Origin of the sequence: Enterobacter sp. RIT418 (genome assembly GCF_003057745.1) — a bacterium.
Taxonomy (GTDB): Bacteria; Pseudomonadota; Gammaproteobacteria; order Enterobacterales; family Enterobacteriaceae; genus Enterobacter.
The window spans coordinates 283,894-301,180 of sequence record NZ_QBJD02000003.1; the positions used below are offsets into that span (position 1 = coordinate 283,894).

Genomic DNA, 17,287 nt, shown 5'->3' on the forward strand with positions numbered 1-17,287 from the left:
CCGCTGTCTTTCTTGCCGGGTGGCGCTGCGCTTACCCGGCCTGCGTTCGTCATTTTGCAACACTGTCGGCCCGTGCTGGCGTAGCGCCGCCGGGCGATACGCTTAACATCCACTTTCCGCTATGCACCCGGCTAAGGTCTGCGCCAGTGCGGCGGGATTTTCCCACGACATTGAATGCCCTGCGGCAGGAATAATTTTCACCTCTACGCCCTTTTGCTTCAGACGTTCGGCATCGCTATCAGGCAGTGAAAGCTCGCCGAAAATCAACGTCACGGGGCAAGTTAGCGAGAGGAATTGCGCCTCCCAGTCAGGATAAACGCCCTCCACGAGGCTCGTTGCAGCGCGCCAGACGGCATACGGGGCATTGCTTTGTAAACACCCCGCCCACGCCGTTTTTTCTGCGCTGAGCAAGGCGTCATAGCCCTGCAATAAAAACTGTTGCTCGGTTTGTGCCGCAATAGACCGGCTGAACATCCCCCCACCCGCGTGAAAATTGGGTTCCGACACCATCAGCCCCTTCACGTGCGGTGCCAGCAGCCCCGCCGTCTCGATAGCAATGCTTCCGCCCATGCTGTGGCCGTATAACCAGAAAGCATCCAGATGAAGATGACGAATCAGCTCCGCGACAACGCGCGCCTGGTCAGTCGTTTTGTAGCTGTAACGCTCGGGCTTATCGCTGTAACCGCTGCCGGGCAAATCAATGAGAATCGCTCTGCGCGCGCCAAACAGCGGGTCACGAACGACGCGGGGATATTCATAGGAAGAGGCGCAGCCCAACCCGTGGATGAATACCACGGGATCGCCGCAGCCGGGCAAATCATGCCAGCGAACGTTGCAACCGGCCTGCTGTGAATAAAAGCTGTTCATAAGCACTCCATTTACGAGATACTGTTTATTTATACAGTTATCGTATCAGGAATGCCATATTCAACGTTTAAAAATGGAAGCGTGCGTCAGAAAAGCGAGATCAGAAGCGCGACGGGGAAGCTCATCGGCCAGGTCGATCCGACCAGAAACGCGCTCAGAAAGCGGATGCGCTTGCGGTCTTTAGAGAGGAACCAGGTAATAAGCGCGCAGATGAAGGCCATAATTGCGTAGAACACCAGCATCTTTTGATACAACGTCATTTCTATTACCCAGGCTGAAAAAATAACCGCGCGCAATATGCGCCATATGTTGATACAGATCAAGTTTTTTTGTCACATCATAACCACTTAAATAACAAGGATAATAACAACGAGGTAATTCACGTTACATCCCTGGAGGAGCTCACCTTACCTTTATTGATAAGATGCATTATAAATGCACTTTTTGATAAATTGACGCTAAGAGAAAGGCGTTTAATAAGGCAGGACTTCAAGAGGGATAAGACATGTTGCGCATTCCGCAAGGCTGTATTCACACCCGCTCCACGCCGTTCTGGAATAAAGACACCGCCCCCGCAGGGATTTTTCAGCGCCATCTCGACAAGGGCACGCGCCCCGGCGTTTATCCGCGCCTCTCCGTCATGCGGGGCACCGTGCGTTACTTAGGCTACGCCGATCAGTTTACGCCCGAGCCCGACAGCGAGCTGATTATCGAGGCCGGTCACTTCGGCGTCTTTCCACCTGAGAAATGGCACCACATTGAGGTGATGACCGACGATACGCTGTTCAATATCGACTTCTTTGTCGAACCTGACGTGCTGAAGTCTATGAGCTTCTGACGCTAAGAAGGAAACCCCTATGCTACCTATTCCTGAGAATTTTGTTCACACCCGCGCCACGCCGTTCTGGAACAAAGAGAGCGCGCCGAAAGCGCTTTTTACCCACCACAACACCAAAGCTGGCGTCTATGGCCGTCTTTCCGTGATGCAGGGCGCCGTGCGCTATTTTGGCTTTCCGGACGCCGACGCAACCGAACCCGACCTTGAGCTGGTGATTGAAGCCGGTTCGTTTGGCATTTCCCCGCCGCAGAAGTGGCACCGCATTGAGCTGTTAACCGACGATACCTACTTCAACATCGACTTTTTTGCCGATCCGAACGTGACGCTTCAGGGCGCGGGTATTGGAAAAGTGGTTAACACGCATAAGGAGTAACTCATGGGCAAAGCAACCTATACCGTCACCGTTACCAATAACAGCAACGGCGTGTCGGTGGATTATGAAACGGAAGCCCCAATGGAGCTGTTGATACCGGACGTTGCCGCCGACGTGGTGAAAGATCTGGTGAACACCGTGCGCGCCTACGACACAGAAAATGAACACGACGTTTGCGGCTGGTAAACGTCCTGCCCGGCAGGCGCGCTGCCGGGCTTTTGCGTCAGTGCTTCAACATCACGTGGCGAACGACCGTGTAATCCTCTAGTCCGTAAACCGACATATCCTTTCCGTAGCCCGACAGCTTCATCCCGCCGTGCGGCATTTCGCTGACCAGCATAAAGTGCGTGTTTACCCAGGTGCAGCCGTACTGTAACCGCGCGCTCATCCGATGGGCGCGGCCCACGTCCTTCGTCCAGACTGAAGACGCCAGCCCGTACCGGGAGTCGTTGGCCCAGGCCAGCACCTGCGCCTCGTCGTCAAACTCGGTGACGCTCACCACCGGGCCAAACACTTCCCGCTGCACGATGGCGTCCTCCTGCCGGGCGCCCGCCAGCAGAGTTGGCTGGAAGTAGTAGCCTTGCCCTTCCCGCTTATCGCCGCCGGTCACCACCTGGATATGCCCTAACGCTTTGGCATCATCAACCGCTCTGCAAACGCGGGACAGGTGCGCCGCAGAGCTGAGCGGGCCAAGCTCGGTCGATTCATCCTCCGGCGCGCCCATCTTCAGGCTGGCGACGGCGGCCCCCAGTTTTTCCACCAGCTGGGCGTAAATCCCCTTCTGAGCGTAAATCCGGCAGGCCGCGGTGCAGTCCTGCCCGGCGTTGTAAAAGCCGAAGGTGCGCACGCCCTCCACCACCGCGTCCAGATCCGCATCGTCGAAGACAATTACCGGCGCTTTGCCGCCCAGCTCCATGTGGGTGCGCTTAATCGACGACGCGGTGTGTCCGATAATGTGCTCCCCGGTGGCAATCGAGCCCGTCAGGGAGACCATCCGCACTTTTTCATGACCGGTCAGCGGATCGCCCACGGTTTCCCCCCGCCCGAACAGCACGTTGAGCACGCCAGCCGGGAAGATGTCTTTTGCCAGCTCCGCCAGCCTCAGCGCCGTCAGCGGCGTGATCTCCGAGGGTTTGAGCACCACGCAGTTGCCTGCCGCCAGCGCGGGCGCAAGCTTCCACGCCGCCATCATCAGCGGGTAGTTCCACGGCGCGATAGAGGCCACCACGCCCACCGGATCGCGGCGAATCATCGACGTGTGTCCCTCGAGGTATTCCCCCGCCGCCAGCCCGTTCAGGCAGCGCGCCGCGCCCGCGAAGAAGCGGAATACGTCCACCACCGCCGGAATTTCATCCCCCAGCGCGCAGTGCAGCGGCTTGCCGCAGTTGAGGGATTCCAGGCGCGCGAAGTCTTCCGCGTGTTCTTCAATCGCGTCCGCCAGTTTTAATAAATATTCGGCGCGGGCTTTCGGCGTGGTTTGCCCCCATTCGGCGAACGCGCGATCGGCGGCAAGTACGGCGGCATCAACCTGCGCCGCAGAGGCCTCGGCAATCTCCAGCAGCACCTCTCCGGTAGCGGGGTTATAGACCGGCTGCTTTTCCCCTTCGCCGGCAGTCAGTTCACCATTAATCAGCAGTTGAGTTTGCATAGCTTTATCCTGTTGAAATCAAGGTTATTTCCCGTCCCCGGCGGTGTTGTCGCCGTCGCGGGTGAGCCACCAGGCTCCCAAAATGGGGATCGTGGTCACCAGCATGACGAGCAAGGCAACCACGTTGGTCACGGGCACGTCGCGCGGGCGGCCCAGCTGGTTCAGCAGCCACAGCGGCAGCGTGCGCTCGTGGCCTGCCGTAAACGTTGTGACGATAATTTCGTCAAACGACAGCGCAAAGGCCAGCATGCCGCCCGCCAGCAGCGCGGAGCCCAGATTGGGCAGCACCACGTAGCGAAACGTTTGCCAGCCGTCTGCGCCCAGGTCCATCGACGCTTCCACCAGGCTCCAGGAGGTGCGCCTGAACCGGGCGATGACGTTGTTAAACACCACCACCACGCAGAAGGTGGCGTGCCCGACAACGATGGTGAAAAAGCCCGGCTCAAGGTTGACGGTTTTGAACGCCGTGAGTAGCGCCAGGCCGGTGATGATGCCAGGCAGGGCAATCGGCAATAGCAGCAGCAGCGAGATCGCGTTTTTGCCGAAGAACGAGCTTCGCCACAGCGCGGCGGCGGCAAGCGTGCCGAGCACCAGCGCGATAGCCGTTGAGAGCGCGGCAATTTTAAGTGACAACGTCACGGATTCGATAATATCCCCGCGCCCCGCCGCCACGCTAAACCACTTCAGGGTGAAGCCCTGCGGCGGGAAGCTAAAGGCCGCATCCTCGGTATTAAAGGCGTAAATGGCGATGATCAGCAGCGGAAAGTGCAGGAAAATCACGCCGCCCCACGCGGCGATCTTCAGGAACCACGGCGCGCGCTCAGAGTGCATCGAAGGCTCCCAGGCGCTTCACGAACGCCAGATAGAGAGAGATTAATACAATCGGCACCAGCGTGAACGCGGCGGCCATCGGCATGTTGCCAATGGCGCCCTGCTGGGCGTAGACCATGTTGCCGATGAAGTACCCCGGCGGGCCGACCAGCTGCGGCACGATAAAATCGCCCAGCGTCAGCGAAAAGGTGAAAATAGAACCCGCCGCAATGCCCGGCACGGCAAGCGGCAGAACCACGTGTCGAAACGTTTGCCGCGGCCGGGCGCCGAGATCGGCAGAGGCCTGCAGCAGCGACGGGGGCAGCCGCTCCAGCGCCGCCTGAACCGGCAGGATCATAAACGGCAGCCAGATGTAAACAAACACCAGAAAGCGCCCAAGCCCCGAGGTGGAGAGCGTGTTGCCGCCAACGGCGGGCAGCGTAAGCACGGAGAGTAGAACCGGCTCCAGCCCCAGATGGCTGAGAAACCACTGCGCCACGCCGTCCTTCGCCAGCAGCAGCGTCCACGCGTAGGCTTTGACGATGTAGCTCGCCCACATCGGCAGCATGACGGCAATATAGAAAAACGCTTTCCACTTGCCGGTTGTGTAACGCGCCATATACCAGGCCATAGGAAAGGCCAGCACCGCGCTGGCCGCCGTGACCGCAATGGCCATCACCAGCGTGCGCAGAATGATGTCGTAGTTGGCCGGGTTAAACAGCGCCTGCACGTTGGCGAAGGTCAGGTCCGGCGTCACCGACATGGTGAAGTCATCGAAGGTGTAAAAGCCCTGCCACAGGAGCGTCAGCAGCGATCCCAGGTAGACAATGCCGAACCACATCAGCGGGGCAAGCAGCAGCAGGAACAGCCCAAGCGACGGCCTGCGCCAGAACAGCGCGGAGGCGCGGCTTAGGGTGCCGCGCGGTGCGGACGAAAGGCGCATCGTCATCTCACCGCTCCTCGTGCAGCGGCACCATGGCCTCGCGCGACCAGGCCACCTGCACCGGCAGGCCCGGTGCCAGCCCGTCAGAAACCAGAGCGCCGGTGAGATTAGCCTGGCTCACCAGCAGCTTTGCGCCATCACTCAGCTTAAGCTCTATGCGCGTGGCCGCCCCCTGATACTGCACCGCCTGGATTACCCCCTGAACCTGAATCTCACCGCCTTCGTTAAGGCGGATATGTTCCGGGCGAAGCGAGTACATGCCCTCCATGCCGCAGACGCGGTGCGAGAGCGCGGCGTCAAACACGTTCGAGGTCCCCACGAAGCTCGCCACAAACGGCGTGCGCGGGCGCATATACAGCTCGCGCGGCGTGTCGACCTGCTCAATGCGGCCGTTGTTGAAGACCGCAACCCGGTCGGACATGGAGAGCGCTTCGCCCTGATCGTGGGTGACGAAGATAAAGGTGATGCCGAGATCCTGCTGGAGCTTTTTCAGCTCAACCTGCATCTGCTCGCGCAACTTCAGGTCGAGCGCCCCCAGCGGCTCGTCGAGCAGGAGCACGCGGGGCTCGTTGACCAGCGCCCGGGCAATCGCCACGCGCTGGCGCTGGCCGCCCGACAGCTGCGACGGTTTGCGCGCGGCGGCAAAGCTCAGGCCGACCTTCTCCAGCGCCTCACCCGCCCGGGCGCGGCGCGTTTTCTTATCGATGCCTTTAACCATCAGGCCGTAGGCAACGTTGTCGAGGACCGACATATGCGGAAACAGCGCATAGTCCTGGAACACCGTGTTGACGTCGCGCTCCCACGGGGGAAGCGCGCTGGCCTCCTGGCCGAAAATCTTGATAGCGCCGCCGCTTAGCTGTTCGAACCCGGCGATCAGGCGCAGGCAGGTGGTTTTGCCGGAGCCCGAAGGCCCCAGCATGGAAAAAAACTCTCCGTCATGAATGCCAATGGTGACCGCATCCACCGCCCGCACGTCGCCGTACAGGCGGGAAACGTCACAAAACTCTACCGCGTAGGTCATGCTCTGCTCCCGGCAATCAGCGCCCGCCCATGATGGCGATGTAATCCTGCGTCCAGCGGCTGTAGGGCACAAACTTGCCGCCTTCCGCTATCGGCGTTTTCCAGAACATGATTTTGTCGAAATAGGTGTAGCCGTTGGTTTCACAGCCCTTATCGCCCAGCAGCGTGCTGGCCTTGCATCCTTCCGCCACCACCGGCAGGGAGCCGAACCACGCGGCCAGATCGCCCTGCACTTTTGGCGTCAGCGACCAGTTCATCCATTTGTAGGCACACATCGGATGCTTAGCCTGCGCGTGCAGCATGGTGGTGTCCGCCCAGCCGGTCACGCCCTCTTTCGGGAAGACGGTAGCGATCGGCTGATTCTCCGCCTTCAGCGCGTTCGCCTGGTACGGCCAGGCGCTTGAGGCCACCACGCCTTCGTTTTTGAAGTCGCTCATCTGAACGGTGGTGTCGTGCCAGTAGCGGTGGATCAGCGCGTGCTGGTCGCGCAGCACCTTCAGCACGGCGCCATACTGTGCTTCCGTGAGCTGGTACGGGTCGGTAATGCCGAGCGCGGGCTGGGTGGCTTTGACGAACAGCGCGGCGTCGGCGATGTAAATCGGACCGTCGTAGGCCTGTACGCGTCCCTGGTTGGTTTTGCCGTCCGGCAGGTTCTGCTTAACGAACACCACGCTCCAGCTGTCCGGTGGGGTTGGGAAGGTTTTGGTGTTGTACATCAGCAGGTTTGGCCCCCACTGGTACGGCGTGCCGTAGACTTTACCGTCGACGTTGAACCACTCGCCTTTGACGAGGCGCGGGTCGAGCGTTTTCCAGTTGGGGATCAGGTCGGGGTTAATCGGCTGAACGCGCTTGCCCATGATCAGGCGCAGAGAGGCGTCGCCCGAGGCGGTCACCAGGTCATAGCCCCCCTTCGCCATCAGGCTGACCATCTCGTCCGAGGTGGCGGCGGTTTTGACGTTGACCGCGCAGCCGGTCTCTTTTTCGAACTGCGTGACCCAGTCGTAGCTTTTGTCGGTCTGCCCGCGCTCGATGTATCCGGGCCAGGCGATAATATCCAGCCGCCCCTCGCCGTCGCCAATCGCTTTTGGGGGTTCCGCGGCGTGTGCGGTGACGATCGTCATCGCGAGCGCGCACAGGCTGCTGCGGGCAAATTTTTTGCTCATAAGGTTTACTCCTGTCGCAATGAAATTTGGCGGCAGCCGTGCCGTAAAAATATCTCCTGAATTAAACGTAGCCCGCGCCAATGCGCCGCGATGGGCGGCTCAAGGAAATTTCGTCAAGGTGTGACCGAGGGCGCATTCCCCGTTAACTGGATTATAGACAAGGGGTTAGCCAGGAGAGAGGACATCATGATTTCGTATGACGGGGCCGCAATGGCCCCTTCGGACATTATTCAAAACGGGGGGAAGACGGCGTAACGGTTATTCCATCATCTCGCGTATTAATTTTCCCAGCTGCTGCACCGCGAGCTCCTCGCGCTCTCCCCAGGCCCATGACGTATTAAACCGGAAAAACGGCGCCCAGACGTTTGAAGTCGAAAACATCTTACCGGGCGCGATGCTGATATGGTGAGCTAACGCCTTTTCGCTTAGCGCGCCCGCATCAAGCCGCGCGGGAAGCTCCAGCCACAAAAAATAGCCGCTGTCGCTGTGGTGAATGTTGACGCCCGCGGGCATGTGGCGCAAAAGCGACTGCCAGGCCTGCTGTTTGCGCTCGGCGAGCGTGCGCCGCAGTCGGCGCAGGTGGGCGTCATAGCGTTTGGTCGCCAGATAGTCCACCAGCGCCAGCTGCATCGGTGAGCTGGTCGAAAGCGTGCTCATCAGCTGCAGCTGCTGAATGCGCCGCGCATGTTTTCCCGCCGCCACCCAGCCGATGCGAAAGCCCGCCACCAGGCATTTAGAAAAGGACGAGCAGTGAAGCGTCATGTCCTGCGTGTCCCAGGCCTTTGCCGGGAGCGGCTTTTCGCGGCCAAAGTAAAGCTCGCTGTAGACATCGTCTTCAATTAGCGTGACGTTATGGCTGGCTAACAGCGCAATCAGCCGCGCTTTTTTTTCAGCGCTCAGGGAGAAGCCCAGCGGATTTTGGCTGTTGGTCATGAGCCAGCAGGCTTTTACCGGATACTCGTTCAGCGCCTGCTCGAGCGCGTTGAGGTCAATCCCTTCCCGCACGTCGGTGGCCACCGACAGCGCCTTTAGCTTGAGGCGCTCAAGCGCCTGAAGCGCGCCGTAAAAGCAGGGATTTTCCACAATCACCCAGTCTCCAGGCTCCGTGACGGCCTGCAGGCTGAGGTTGAGCGCCTCAAGCGCGCCGGCGGTGATCACGATTTCGTCGGGGGAAATATTCATCCCCTGCTGCGCGTAGCGGCGGGCGATGGCGTGGCGGAGCTCGACGTTTCCGGGCGGCAGGTTTTCGATCACGCTCATCGCCGTGGCGGTTTTACTCACGTTGGCGAGCGAACGGTTGAGCTGCTGGAGCGGAAAGAGGCGGGGATCGGGAAACGCGGAGGCAAATGGCACCACGGAGGCGTCGCGGCTGGCCTGGAGGACATCAAAAATATAGGTATTGATATCGACCACGTCGTCGCGGATAACCTGCGCGGGGGGAGAAGGCAGTTGCAGCGTCGGGCGCGAGGCAACGTAATAGCCCGACTGCGGCCTGGCGACAATGTGCCCCTGGCTTTCCAGCATCTGATACGCATGGCCAACGGTCATAAAGCTCATGCCGCTGCTTGCCACCTGCTCTCGCAGCGAGGGCAGCTTATCGCCCGGCAACCACACGCCAAGCTCAATTTGTGAAATGATTTGTTGCGCCAGACGCTGGTATTTTTTCATCAGATTCTCCTTATGCACGATAGTCTATATCAGCAGGAGAAAAAGAGAAGATTTTGCTAACTGTTATGGTTGGGGTTGCGAATTACTTACGGTACTCGGTTACCGCGTTGGCGGCAAAACGCACGGCGGCCAAATGGTCGAGCGTAATCATGGACGATTTGCAAAAAATGCATTTCGCACCGAAAGGATTCTTCTCAGACACATCAAAGGCTGAGATACGATACTGCGAGCCATGACAGCATGGGCAGCGGAAATGGATATTAGAAGTCATAAGATTCTCCTGTAAACGTAAAAACGTAAATTACTAATGGGCCTATCAGGCGATAGTGGTCTGAAACAAAAATGAATCGGAGTGTAGAAAAAGACCCAAGAGGCTGCGGAGAGGCACAACGTGATGAGAACTGCTTTTAAAAAACTACGTCAGATATTCTTTTGAAATCAAAACCAGAGAACCATTAACGCACGGGGGTGGTGACAAAGCAAGCGGTTTAATGCGTAAAAATCATAAAAAGAATTTTTTTATTCGTTTCACAGATGTATATCAGATAAAGAAAAAAGCCGCTCATTGCCAACTGTTATACCTAAATTTCCCCTTTCTGCTTCTGATACGCTTTTCGGAGGCCCTATACCATAACAGCACACCGTTTGACATTGAGGCTGTGCATGTTTGGTTTAGATGCTTTTCACCTTGCGCGGATACAGTTCGCGTTTACCGTATCCTTTCACATTATTTTCCCGGCGATTACTATCGGCCTGGCGAGCTATCTCGCGGTACTGGAAGGCCTGTGGCTTAAGTCTAAGAACCCCGTCTGGCGTTCGCTTTATCACTTCTGGTCCAAAATCTTTGCCGTTAACTTCGGCATGGGCGTGGTGTCCGGCCTGGTAATGGCCTATCAGTTTGGCACCAACTGGAGCGGTTTCTCCCAGTTTGCGGGCAGCATTACCGGCCCGCTGCTGACCTACGAAGTGCTCACCGCGTTCTTCCTCGAAGCCGGGTTCCTCGGCGTGATGCTGTTCGGCTGGAATAAGGTTGGGCCGGGGCTGCACTTCTTTGCGACCTGCATGGTGGCGCTCGGGACCATCATTTCAACGTTCTGGATACTTTCCTCCAACAGCTGGATGCAGACCCCGCAGGGATATGAAATCGTCAGCGGGCAGGTTGTCCCCGTGGACTGGTTTGCCGTGGTCTTTAATCCCTCCTTCCCTTACCGCCTGCTGCATATGTCCATCGCCGCGTTTCTGAGCAGCGCGCTGTTTGTCGGCGCGTCGGCGGCGTGGCATCTGCTGCGCGGGAACAACACTCCGGCGATCTGCGCCATGTTCTCGATGGCGCTGTGGATGACGCTCATCGTCGCGCCGCTGCAGGCGCTGGTCGGAGACATGCACGGGCTGAATACCCTAAAGCATCAGCCGGCCAAAATTGCGGCCATTGAGGGGCACTGGGAAAATCCGCCGGGCGAACCGACTCCGCTGCTACTGTTCGGCTGGCCGGATATGGAACAGGAGCGCACGCGCTACGGGCTGGAAATTCCCGCGCTCGGCAGCCTGATCCTGACCCACAGCCTGGACAAGCAGGTTCCTGCACTTAAGGCGTTCCCGAAAGAGGATCGCCCCAACGCCACCATCGTTTTCTGGTCGTTCCGCATTATGGCGGGGCTCGGCATGCTGATGCTGGCGCTGGGCGTCGCCGCCGCGTGGCTTCGCTACAAAAAGCGCCTGTACTCTTCTCGCCCCTTCCTGTGGTTTGCGCTGCTGATGGGGCCATCGGGGCTGATTGCCATCCTTGCCGGATGGGTGACGACCGAGGTGGGCCGTCAGCCGTGGGTCGTTTATGGGCTTCAGCGCACGAAGGATGCCGTATCGGCGCACGGCGACCTGCATATGAGCATCAGCCTGCTGGCTTTCTTCGTGGTGTACACCTCGGTATTCGGCGTGGGGTACAGCTACATGGTGCGGCTGATCAAAAAAGGCCCGCAGCCTCATGAAACCTTCGCCACCGAAGCCGACGGACGTCCCGCTCGCCCGCTTTCCGCCGTCACCACACACCTTGAGGAGAAGCCGTAATGGGTATCGATCTTTCCATTATCTGGTTTGTGATTATTGTCTTCGCCACGCTGATGTATATCGTCATGGACGGTTTTGACCTTGGGATTGGCATTCTGTTTCCCGCGATTCAGGACGCTGGCGATCGCGACGTGATGGTCAACAGCGTCGCGCCGGTCTGGGACGGGAACGAAACCTGGCTGGTGCTGGGCGGCGCGGCGCTGTTCGGCGCATTCCCGCTGGCCTATGCGGTCATTATTGACGCCCTCACCGTTCCCCTGACCTTAATGCTGATCGGGCTTATCTTTCGCGGCGTGGCCTTTGAGTTTCGCTTTAAGGCAACGCCGGCGCACCGCCCTTTCTGGGACAAAGCCTTTATCGGCGGCTCGATTGTGGCCACCTTCGCCCAGGGCGTGACGGTCGGCGCGGTAATAAACGGCTTTTCCGTCACCGGGCGCGCCTACAGCGGCGGTCCGTTTGACTGGCTTACGCCGTTCACGCTGTTCTGCGGCGCGGGGCTGGTTGTTGCGTATGCGCTGTTAGGGTCGACCTGGCTGGTGATGAAAAGCGAGAACCGGCTGCAGCAGCGAATGCGCCAGCTATCGAAAGCGCTGCTGGTTGTTCTGCTGGGGATAATAGCGATAGTCAGCATCTGGACCCCACTGGCGCATCCGGCCATTGCCGACCGCTGGTTTACGCTGCCCGACCTCTATTTCCTGCTGCCCGTCCCGGCGCTGGTCGTCGTTCTGAGCCTGTACCAGTGGCGAAGCCTGGATAACCCGAATCGCCATAATTTGCCGTTTATACTGACGCTCGGCCTGATTTTCCTCGGCTTCAGCGGCCTTGGGATCAGCATCTGGCCATACATTATTCCTCCGGCCATAACGCTCTGGCAGGCTGCCGCACCCGCGCAGAGCCAGGGCTTTATGCTGGTCGGCGCGCTGCTGATTATTCCCGTCATCCTGGTCTATACCTACTGGAGCTATTACGTTTTTCGCGGAAAAGTACGGCATGGGGAGGGTTATCACTGATGAAACAGCCTGTCTGGAAGCGGCTTATGTGGCTGGCGATCATCTGGGGCGGCAGCGTGCTGGCGCTGGCTGGCGTAAGTCTTTTCTTCCGCATGCTGATGGCAGCGGCAGGCTTTAAGTCCCACTGAGCCTGGGCCCGGCGGCCAGGTGCCGCCCGGCCACTTCTCGCACATTCGGATAAACCCCATTAACAGCCGGGAGAGTATCGTTACACTGGTAAAAGATTCACGATATAAATAGTTTGAGAAGAAAAATGAAAAAGCTTGTTGCAGTAAGTTTATTCAGCCTGATCGTTGCGGGCTGCGTCAATCCGGGCAAAGCGTCCGTTCAGCCTGACCAGCTTCAGAACCACCGTTTTGTTCTGGAAAACGTTAACGGGAAAGCCGTAAAGGCCGCGTCAGCGCAGCCTGAAATCAGCTTCAGTGCAGAGCACGATCTGAGCCTGATTAAGAACATCGCCGTCTCAGGCGTCATGTGTAACCGGTTCACCGGACAGGGCAAATTGTCCGAGGGCGAACTCAAGGTTAAAAACCTGGCAATGACCCGCAGGCTCTGCACGGAGCCGCAGCTAAACGAACTCGATCAGACGCTCAGCGACATGTTGAGTAAAGGAGCGCAGGTCGATCTGACTGAAGATCAGCTCACGCTGGCAACCGCCGATAAGTCGCTGGTCTTTAAGCGCGCGAAGTAATCAGTAATTACCGCAGCTGCCCACGGCGAGCGACTGTTCACTGCAGCGCTTGCCGTTTGGCAAGGCGCACATGCCGGTCGCGCTGCCGTCGAGCTGACGAGCCACTGACAGCGTACCGCCAATCATGGCGCAGTTCGCCTGGCCCGAACTGGACATCGCCGCCTTCATGCCCGGCGAAACGTGCGCCGCGGTGGCCTGCTGAACGGGCTCATTGCTGCATGCTGACAATAATAACGCGGCACACCCTACCCAAAACGCTGAACGCATGACTTCTCCCCCATAAAAAGTGCGAAACCTATGCATCATAGGCATCACCCGCCGCGCCGTCGAGAGCGCAGGTGCGTATTTATGCGCTTTAGAAACAATTTCTCGCAATTTTTCTGCCAAAAGTTTGATCTACTCATTGATGCCGAGAATACCCAGGACACAAAAGCGAAAATCGGAAAAACCGCGCTTTGCTAGAATAGAGGGATAATATTCAGGGTCTGCGGACGGATGCAGGCCCCTCTTTTTGCGCAATGTAAGGGTATTGTCCTATGCAAACTATCGACGGTAATGGTGCAGTCGCGTCAGTCGCGTTTCGCACGAGCGAAGTTATCGCCATCTACCCAATTACGCCAAGTTCAACCATGGCCGAACAGGCGGATGCCTGGGCCGGGAATGGGCTAAAAAACGTCTGGGGAGATGTCCCACGCGTGGTGGAAATGCAGTCCGAGGCGGGGGCTATCGCCACCGTTCACGGCGCGCTGCAGACCGGCGCGCTGTCGACGTCGTTTACCTCGTCGCAGGGGTTGCTGCTGATGATCCCGACCCTGTACAAGCTGGCCGGGCAACTGACGCCGTTCGTTCTTCACGTTGCCGCCCGTACCGTGGCCACGCACGCGCTCTCCATTTTTGGCGATCATTCCGACGTGATGGCCGTACGCCAGACGGGCTGCGCGATGCTCTGCGCCAGCAGCGTGCAGGAAGCACAAGACTTCGCGCTGATTTCGCACATAGCAACCCTCAAAAGCCGCGTGCCGTTTATTCACTTCTTTGATGGTTTCCGCACCTCTCACGAAATCAACAAAATCGTTCCCCTTGCCGACGACACGATCCTGAACCTGCTCCCGCAGGCGGAGATCGACGCGCACCGCGCGCGCGCGCTGAACCCCGAACATCCTGTTATTCGCGGCACCTCCGCCAACCCGGACACCTATTTCCAGTCCCGCGAGGCCACCAACCCGTGGTACGACGCGGTTTACGCCCACGTTGAGCAGGCGATGGACGATTTTGCCGCCGCTACCGGGCGCGCATATAAGCCGTTTGAATATTATGGCCATCCGCAGGCGGAACGCGTCATCGTCCTGATGGGCTCGGCGATCGGCACCTGCGAAGAGGTCGTGGACGAACTGCTAGCCCGCGGTGAAAAGGTGGGCGTGCTGAAGGTCCGCCTCTATCGTCCGTTTTCAGCGAAGCACCTGCTCTCCGCGCTGCCGGAAACCGCGCGCACCGTAGCGGTACTGGACCGCACCAAAGAGCCGGGCGCGCACGCCGAGCCGCTCTATCTCGACGTGATGACCGCGCTGGCGGAAGCCTTCAACAGCGGCGAGCGCGAAACGCTGCCGCGCGTCATCGGCGGCCGCTACGGTTTGTCCTCCAAGGAGTTTGGGCCGGACTGCGTGCTCGCCGTGTTCAACGAGCTGAACGAAGCGAAGCCGAAGCCGCGCTTCACGGTCGGTATTTACGACGATGTGACCAACCTTTCCCTGCCTCTGCCGGAAAATACCCTGCCCGCAACGGCAAAGCTGGAGGCGCTTTTCTACGGCCTGGGCAGCGACGGCAGCGTCTCGGCAACCAAGAACAATATCAAGATCATCGGCAATTCAACGCCGTGGTATGCCCAGGGCTACTTCGTCTATGACTCCAAAAAAGCCGGTGGCTTGACCGTTTCCCACCTGCGCGTGAGCGAGCAGCCTATCCGCTCGGCGTACCTGATCTCGCAGGCCGATTTTGTCGGCTGCCACCAGCTGCAGTTTATCGATAAATACCAGATGGCGGAGCGCCTCAAGCCGGGCGGCATTTTCCTGATCAACACGCCGTACGGTGCGGACGAGGTCTGGAGCCGCCTGCCTCAGGAAGTGCAGGCCGTTCTGAACCAGAAAAAGGCACGACTGTTCGTGGTTAACGCGGCGAAGATTGCGCGCGAATGCAGCCTTGGCGCGCGCATTAACACCGTTATGCAGATGGCGTTCTTCCACCTGACCCACATTCTGCCCGGCGACAGCGCGCTGGTGGAGCTTCAGGGCGCAATCGCGAAAAGCTACAGCAGCAAAGGCCAGGAGCTGGTTGAACGTAACTGGCAGGCGCTGGCGCTGGCCCGCGAATCGCTGTTCGAAGTGCCGCTGCAGCAGGTTAATGCCGCGAGCCCTAATCGCCCGCCGGTGGTCTCCGACGCGGCGCCAGACTTTGTGAAAACCGTGACCGCCGCGATGCTGGCCGGGCTGGGCGATGCCCTCCCCGTCTCCGCGCTGCCGCCGGACGGCACCTGGCCCGTGGGCACCACGCGCTGGGAAAAACGCAATATCGCCGAAGAGATCCCCATCTGGAAAGAGGAACTGTGCACCCAGTGCAACCACTGCGTGGCGGCCTGCCCGCACTCGGCCATTCGCGCCAAGGTGGTCTCTCCTGACGAGATGGAAACCGCGCCGGCCAGCCTGCACTCGCTGGACGTGAAGTCCCGCGACATGCGCGGCCAGAAATACGTTCTGCAGGTGGCGCCGGAAGATTGCACAGGCTGTAACCTGTGCGTCGAGGTGTGCCCGGCGAAAGATCGTCAAAACCCGGAAATCAAAGCCATCAATATGATGTCGCGCCTGGAGCACGTTGAAGAGGAGAAAGTGAATTACGACTTCTTCCTCGGCCTGCCGGAAATCGACCGCAGCAGGCTGGAGCGCATTGATATTCGCACCTCGCAGCTGATCACGCCGCTGTTCGAGTACTCCGGCGCCTGCTCCGGCTGCGGCGAAACGCCGTACATCAAGCTGCTGACCCAGCTTTACGGCGACCGCATGCTGATTGCTAACGCCACCGGCTGTTCATCGATTTACGGCGGTAACCTGCCCTCCACGCCGTACACGACCGACGAAAACGGTCGCGGCCCGGCATGGGCGAACTCGCTGTTCGAAGATAACGCTGAGTTTGGCCTGGGCTTCCGCCTGACGGTGGACCAGCACCGCGCGCGGGTCATGCGCCTGCTGGAACAGTTCGCTGATAACATCCCGGCAGAATTGAACGACGCGCTGCACGCGGACGCGACGCCGGAGGTTCGCCGTGAACAGGTTTCCGAGCTGCGCGCTGCCCTCCAGGGCGTGGACGGCGCGGAACAGCTGCTGACCGACGCCGACGCGCTGGTGGAAAAATCCATCTGGCTGATTGGCGGCGACGGCTGGGCGTACGATATCGGCTTTGGCGGGCTGGACCACGTGATGAGCCTGACCGAAAACGTCAACATCCTGGTGCTGGACACGCAGTGCTACTCCAACACCGGCGGCCAGGCGTCGAAAGCAACCCCGCTGGGCGCGGTGACCAAATTTGGCGAACACGGTAAGCGCAAGGCACGTAAAGATCTCGGCGTGAGCATGATGATGTACGGGCACGTTTATGTTGCGCAGATCTCCCTGGGCGCGCAGCTAAACCAGACGGTGAAAGCCATTCAGGAAGCGGAAGCCTATCCGGGGCCTTCTCTGATCATCGCCTACAGCCCGTGCGAGGAGCATGGCTACGATCTGGCGCTCAGCCACGATCAGATGCGCCAGCTCACCGCAACCGGCTTCTGGCCGCTGTATCGCTTCGATCCTCGCCGCGCTGATGAAGGCAAGCTGCCGCTGGCGCTGGATTCGCGTCCACCTTCCGACGCGCTGGCAGAAACGTTAATGCAGGAGCAGCGCTTCCGCCGCCTTAACGCGCAGCAACCGGACGTGGCCGAGCAGCTCTGGAAGGATGCGGCGGCCGATCTGCAAAAACGGTATGACTTCCTGGCGCAAATGGCCGGTAAAGCGGAAAAATCCGCAAGCGAATAATCGTCTATGCCCGGCCAGTCCGGGCATTTTTTGGACAAAAAAAAGCCCGAAGTCTCAGCTTCGGGCTAATCCAAATTAATCATGAATACTGTTTAGTTATAAGAACAATATTCATTTTTGTTATGGATGAA

Annotated in this window: 18 protein-coding genes; 8 read left to right on the top strand and 10 right to left on the bottom strand. The window is 59.0% G+C overall.

Annotated features, from left to right (window positions below):
* Nucleotides 1-102 precede the first annotated feature (102 nt).
* Both DBY73_RS05115 and DBY73_RS05120 read right to left on the bottom strand, forming a co-directional pair.
* On the bottom strand, nucleotides 103-867 hold the full coding sequence (locus tag DBY73_RS05115) for an alpha/beta hydrolase (RefSeq protein WP_112010114.1): 765 nt from the start codon (nucleotides 865-867) through the stop codon (nucleotides 103-105).
* Between the two features lie 86 nt (nucleotides 868-953).
* Complete coding sequence (locus tag DBY73_RS05120; protein WP_112010169.1) at nucleotides 954-1,127, bottom strand: GhoT/OrtT family toxin; 174 nt, start codon at nucleotides 1,125-1,127, stop codon at nucleotides 954-956.
* 245 nt (nucleotides 1,128-1,372) lie between these two features.
* Here DBY73_RS05120 and DBY73_RS05125 point away from each other — a divergent pair, with 245 nt between their 5' ends.
* Genes DBY73_RS05125 through DBY73_RS05135 form a run of 3 tightly spaced genes read left to right on the top strand, consistent with a single transcriptional unit; the run spans nucleotide 1,373 to nucleotide 2,264 of the window.
* Entirely contained in the window at nucleotides 1,373-1,705 is a 333-nt protein-coding gene (locus tag DBY73_RS05125; protein ID WP_112010115.1) for a DUF1971 domain-containing protein, read from the top strand.
* 19 nt (nucleotides 1,706-1,724) lie between these two features.
* Complete coding sequence (locus DBY73_RS05130) at nucleotides 1,725-2,078, top strand: DUF1971 domain-containing protein (protein ID WP_112010116.1); 354 nt, start codon at nucleotides 1,725-1,727, stop codon at nucleotides 2,076-2,078.
* Nucleotides 2,079-2,081: 3 nt separating this feature from the next.
* Nucleotides 2,082-2,264 carry a DUF1869 domain-containing protein gene (locus DBY73_RS05135; protein WP_063449914.1) on the top strand — a complete coding sequence of 61 codons (183 nt, stop codon included), beginning with the start codon at nucleotides 2,082-2,084 and terminating at the stop codon, nucleotides 2,262-2,264.
* 37 nt (nucleotides 2,265-2,301) lie between these two features.
* Here DBY73_RS05135 and patD read toward each other — a convergent pair whose 3' ends face one another.
* The 7 genes from patD to DBY73_RS05170 form a co-directional block, all read right to left on the bottom strand.
* Nucleotides 2,302-3,726: an aminobutyraldehyde dehydrogenase gene (gene patD, locus DBY73_RS05140; protein WP_112010117.1), complete on the bottom strand. Its 1,425-nt coding sequence runs from the start codon at nucleotides 3,724-3,726 to the stop codon at nucleotides 2,302-2,304.
* A gap of 24 nt (nucleotides 3,727-3,750) precedes the next feature.
* Complete coding sequence (locus DBY73_RS05145) at nucleotides 3,751-4,557, bottom strand: ABC transporter permease (RefSeq protein ID WP_112010118.1); 807 nt, start codon at nucleotides 4,555-4,557, stop codon at nucleotides 3,751-3,753.
* Nucleotides 4,547-5,485, bottom strand: a complete 939-nt coding sequence (locus tag DBY73_RS05150) for an ABC transporter permease (RefSeq protein ID WP_112010119.1) — start codon at nucleotides 5,483-5,485, stop codon at nucleotides 4,547-4,549. Before DBY73_RS05150 ends, DBY73_RS05145 begins: the two co-directional genes overlap by 11 nt.
* A 1-nt stretch (nucleotide 5,486) precedes the next feature.
* Nucleotides 5,487-6,500 carry an ABC transporter ATP-binding protein gene (locus DBY73_RS05155; RefSeq protein WP_112010120.1) on the bottom strand — a complete coding sequence of 338 codons (1,014 nt, stop codon included), beginning with the start codon at nucleotides 6,498-6,500 and terminating at the stop codon, nucleotides 5,487-5,489.
* A 16-nt stretch (nucleotides 6,501-6,516) separates the two neighbouring features.
* The gene (gene ydcS / locus DBY73_RS05160; protein ID WP_112010121.1) at nucleotides 6,517-7,662 is read right to left on the bottom strand and encodes a putative ABC transporter substrate-binding protein YdcS; all 1,146 of its coding nucleotides are present in this window, start codon (nucleotides 7,660-7,662) and stop codon (nucleotides 6,517-6,519) included.
* Nucleotides 7,663-7,920: 258 nt separating this feature from the next.
* On the bottom strand, nucleotides 7,921-9,330 hold the full coding sequence (locus DBY73_RS05165; RefSeq protein WP_112010122.1) for a PLP-dependent aminotransferase family protein: 1,410 nt from the start codon (nucleotides 9,328-9,330) through the stop codon (nucleotides 7,921-7,923).
* Nucleotides 9,331-9,412: 82 nt separating this feature from the next.
* Nucleotides 9,413-9,601 carry a cold-shock protein gene (locus tag DBY73_RS05170; RefSeq protein WP_112010123.1) on the bottom strand — a complete coding sequence of 63 codons (189 nt, stop codon included), beginning with the start codon at nucleotides 9,599-9,601 and terminating at the stop codon, nucleotides 9,413-9,415.
* 392 nt (nucleotides 9,602-9,993) lie between these two features.
* On the opposite strand from DBY73_RS05170, the gene DBY73_RS05175 reads away from it, so the two are divergent.
* From DBY73_RS05175 to hslJ, 4 genes are all read left to right on the top strand, one after another.
* Nucleotides 9,994-11,394 (top strand): cytochrome ubiquinol oxidase subunit I, encoded by a 1,401-nt coding sequence (locus DBY73_RS05175; protein WP_112010124.1) that lies wholly within the window; start codon nucleotides 9,994-9,996, stop codon nucleotides 11,392-11,394.
* A complete protein-coding gene (cydB, locus tag DBY73_RS05180) occupies nucleotides 11,394-12,404 on the top strand; it encodes a cytochrome d ubiquinol oxidase subunit II (protein ID WP_112010125.1) in 1,011 nt (336 codons plus the stop codon). Before DBY73_RS05175 ends, cydB begins: the two co-directional genes overlap by 1 nt.
* Nucleotides 12,404-12,532: a DUF2474 domain-containing protein gene (locus DBY73_RS05185; protein WP_112010126.1), complete on the top strand. Its 129-nt coding sequence runs from the start codon at nucleotides 12,404-12,406 to the stop codon at nucleotides 12,530-12,532. Before cydB ends, DBY73_RS05185 begins: the two co-directional genes overlap by 1 nt.
* Before the next feature lie 125 nt (nucleotides 12,533-12,657).
* Nucleotides 12,658-13,095, top strand: coding sequence for a heat shock protein HslJ (gene hslJ, locus DBY73_RS05190; protein ID WP_112010127.1), 438 nt, complete (start codon nucleotides 12,658-12,660; stop codon nucleotides 13,093-13,095).
* On the opposite strand, the gene DBY73_RS05195 is transcribed toward hslJ, so the two are convergent.
* Entirely contained in the window at nucleotides 13,096-13,362 is a 267-nt protein-coding gene (locus DBY73_RS05195; protein WP_112010128.1) for a DUF333 domain-containing protein, read from the bottom strand.
* 269 nt (nucleotides 13,363-13,631) lie between these two features.
* On the opposite strand from DBY73_RS05195, the gene nifJ reads away from it, so the two are divergent.
* Entirely contained in the window at nucleotides 13,632-17,156 is a 3,525-nt protein-coding gene (gene nifJ / locus DBY73_RS05200; protein WP_112010129.1) for a pyruvate:ferredoxin (flavodoxin) oxidoreductase, read from the top strand.
* Nucleotides 17,157-17,287 lie beyond the last annotated feature (131 nt).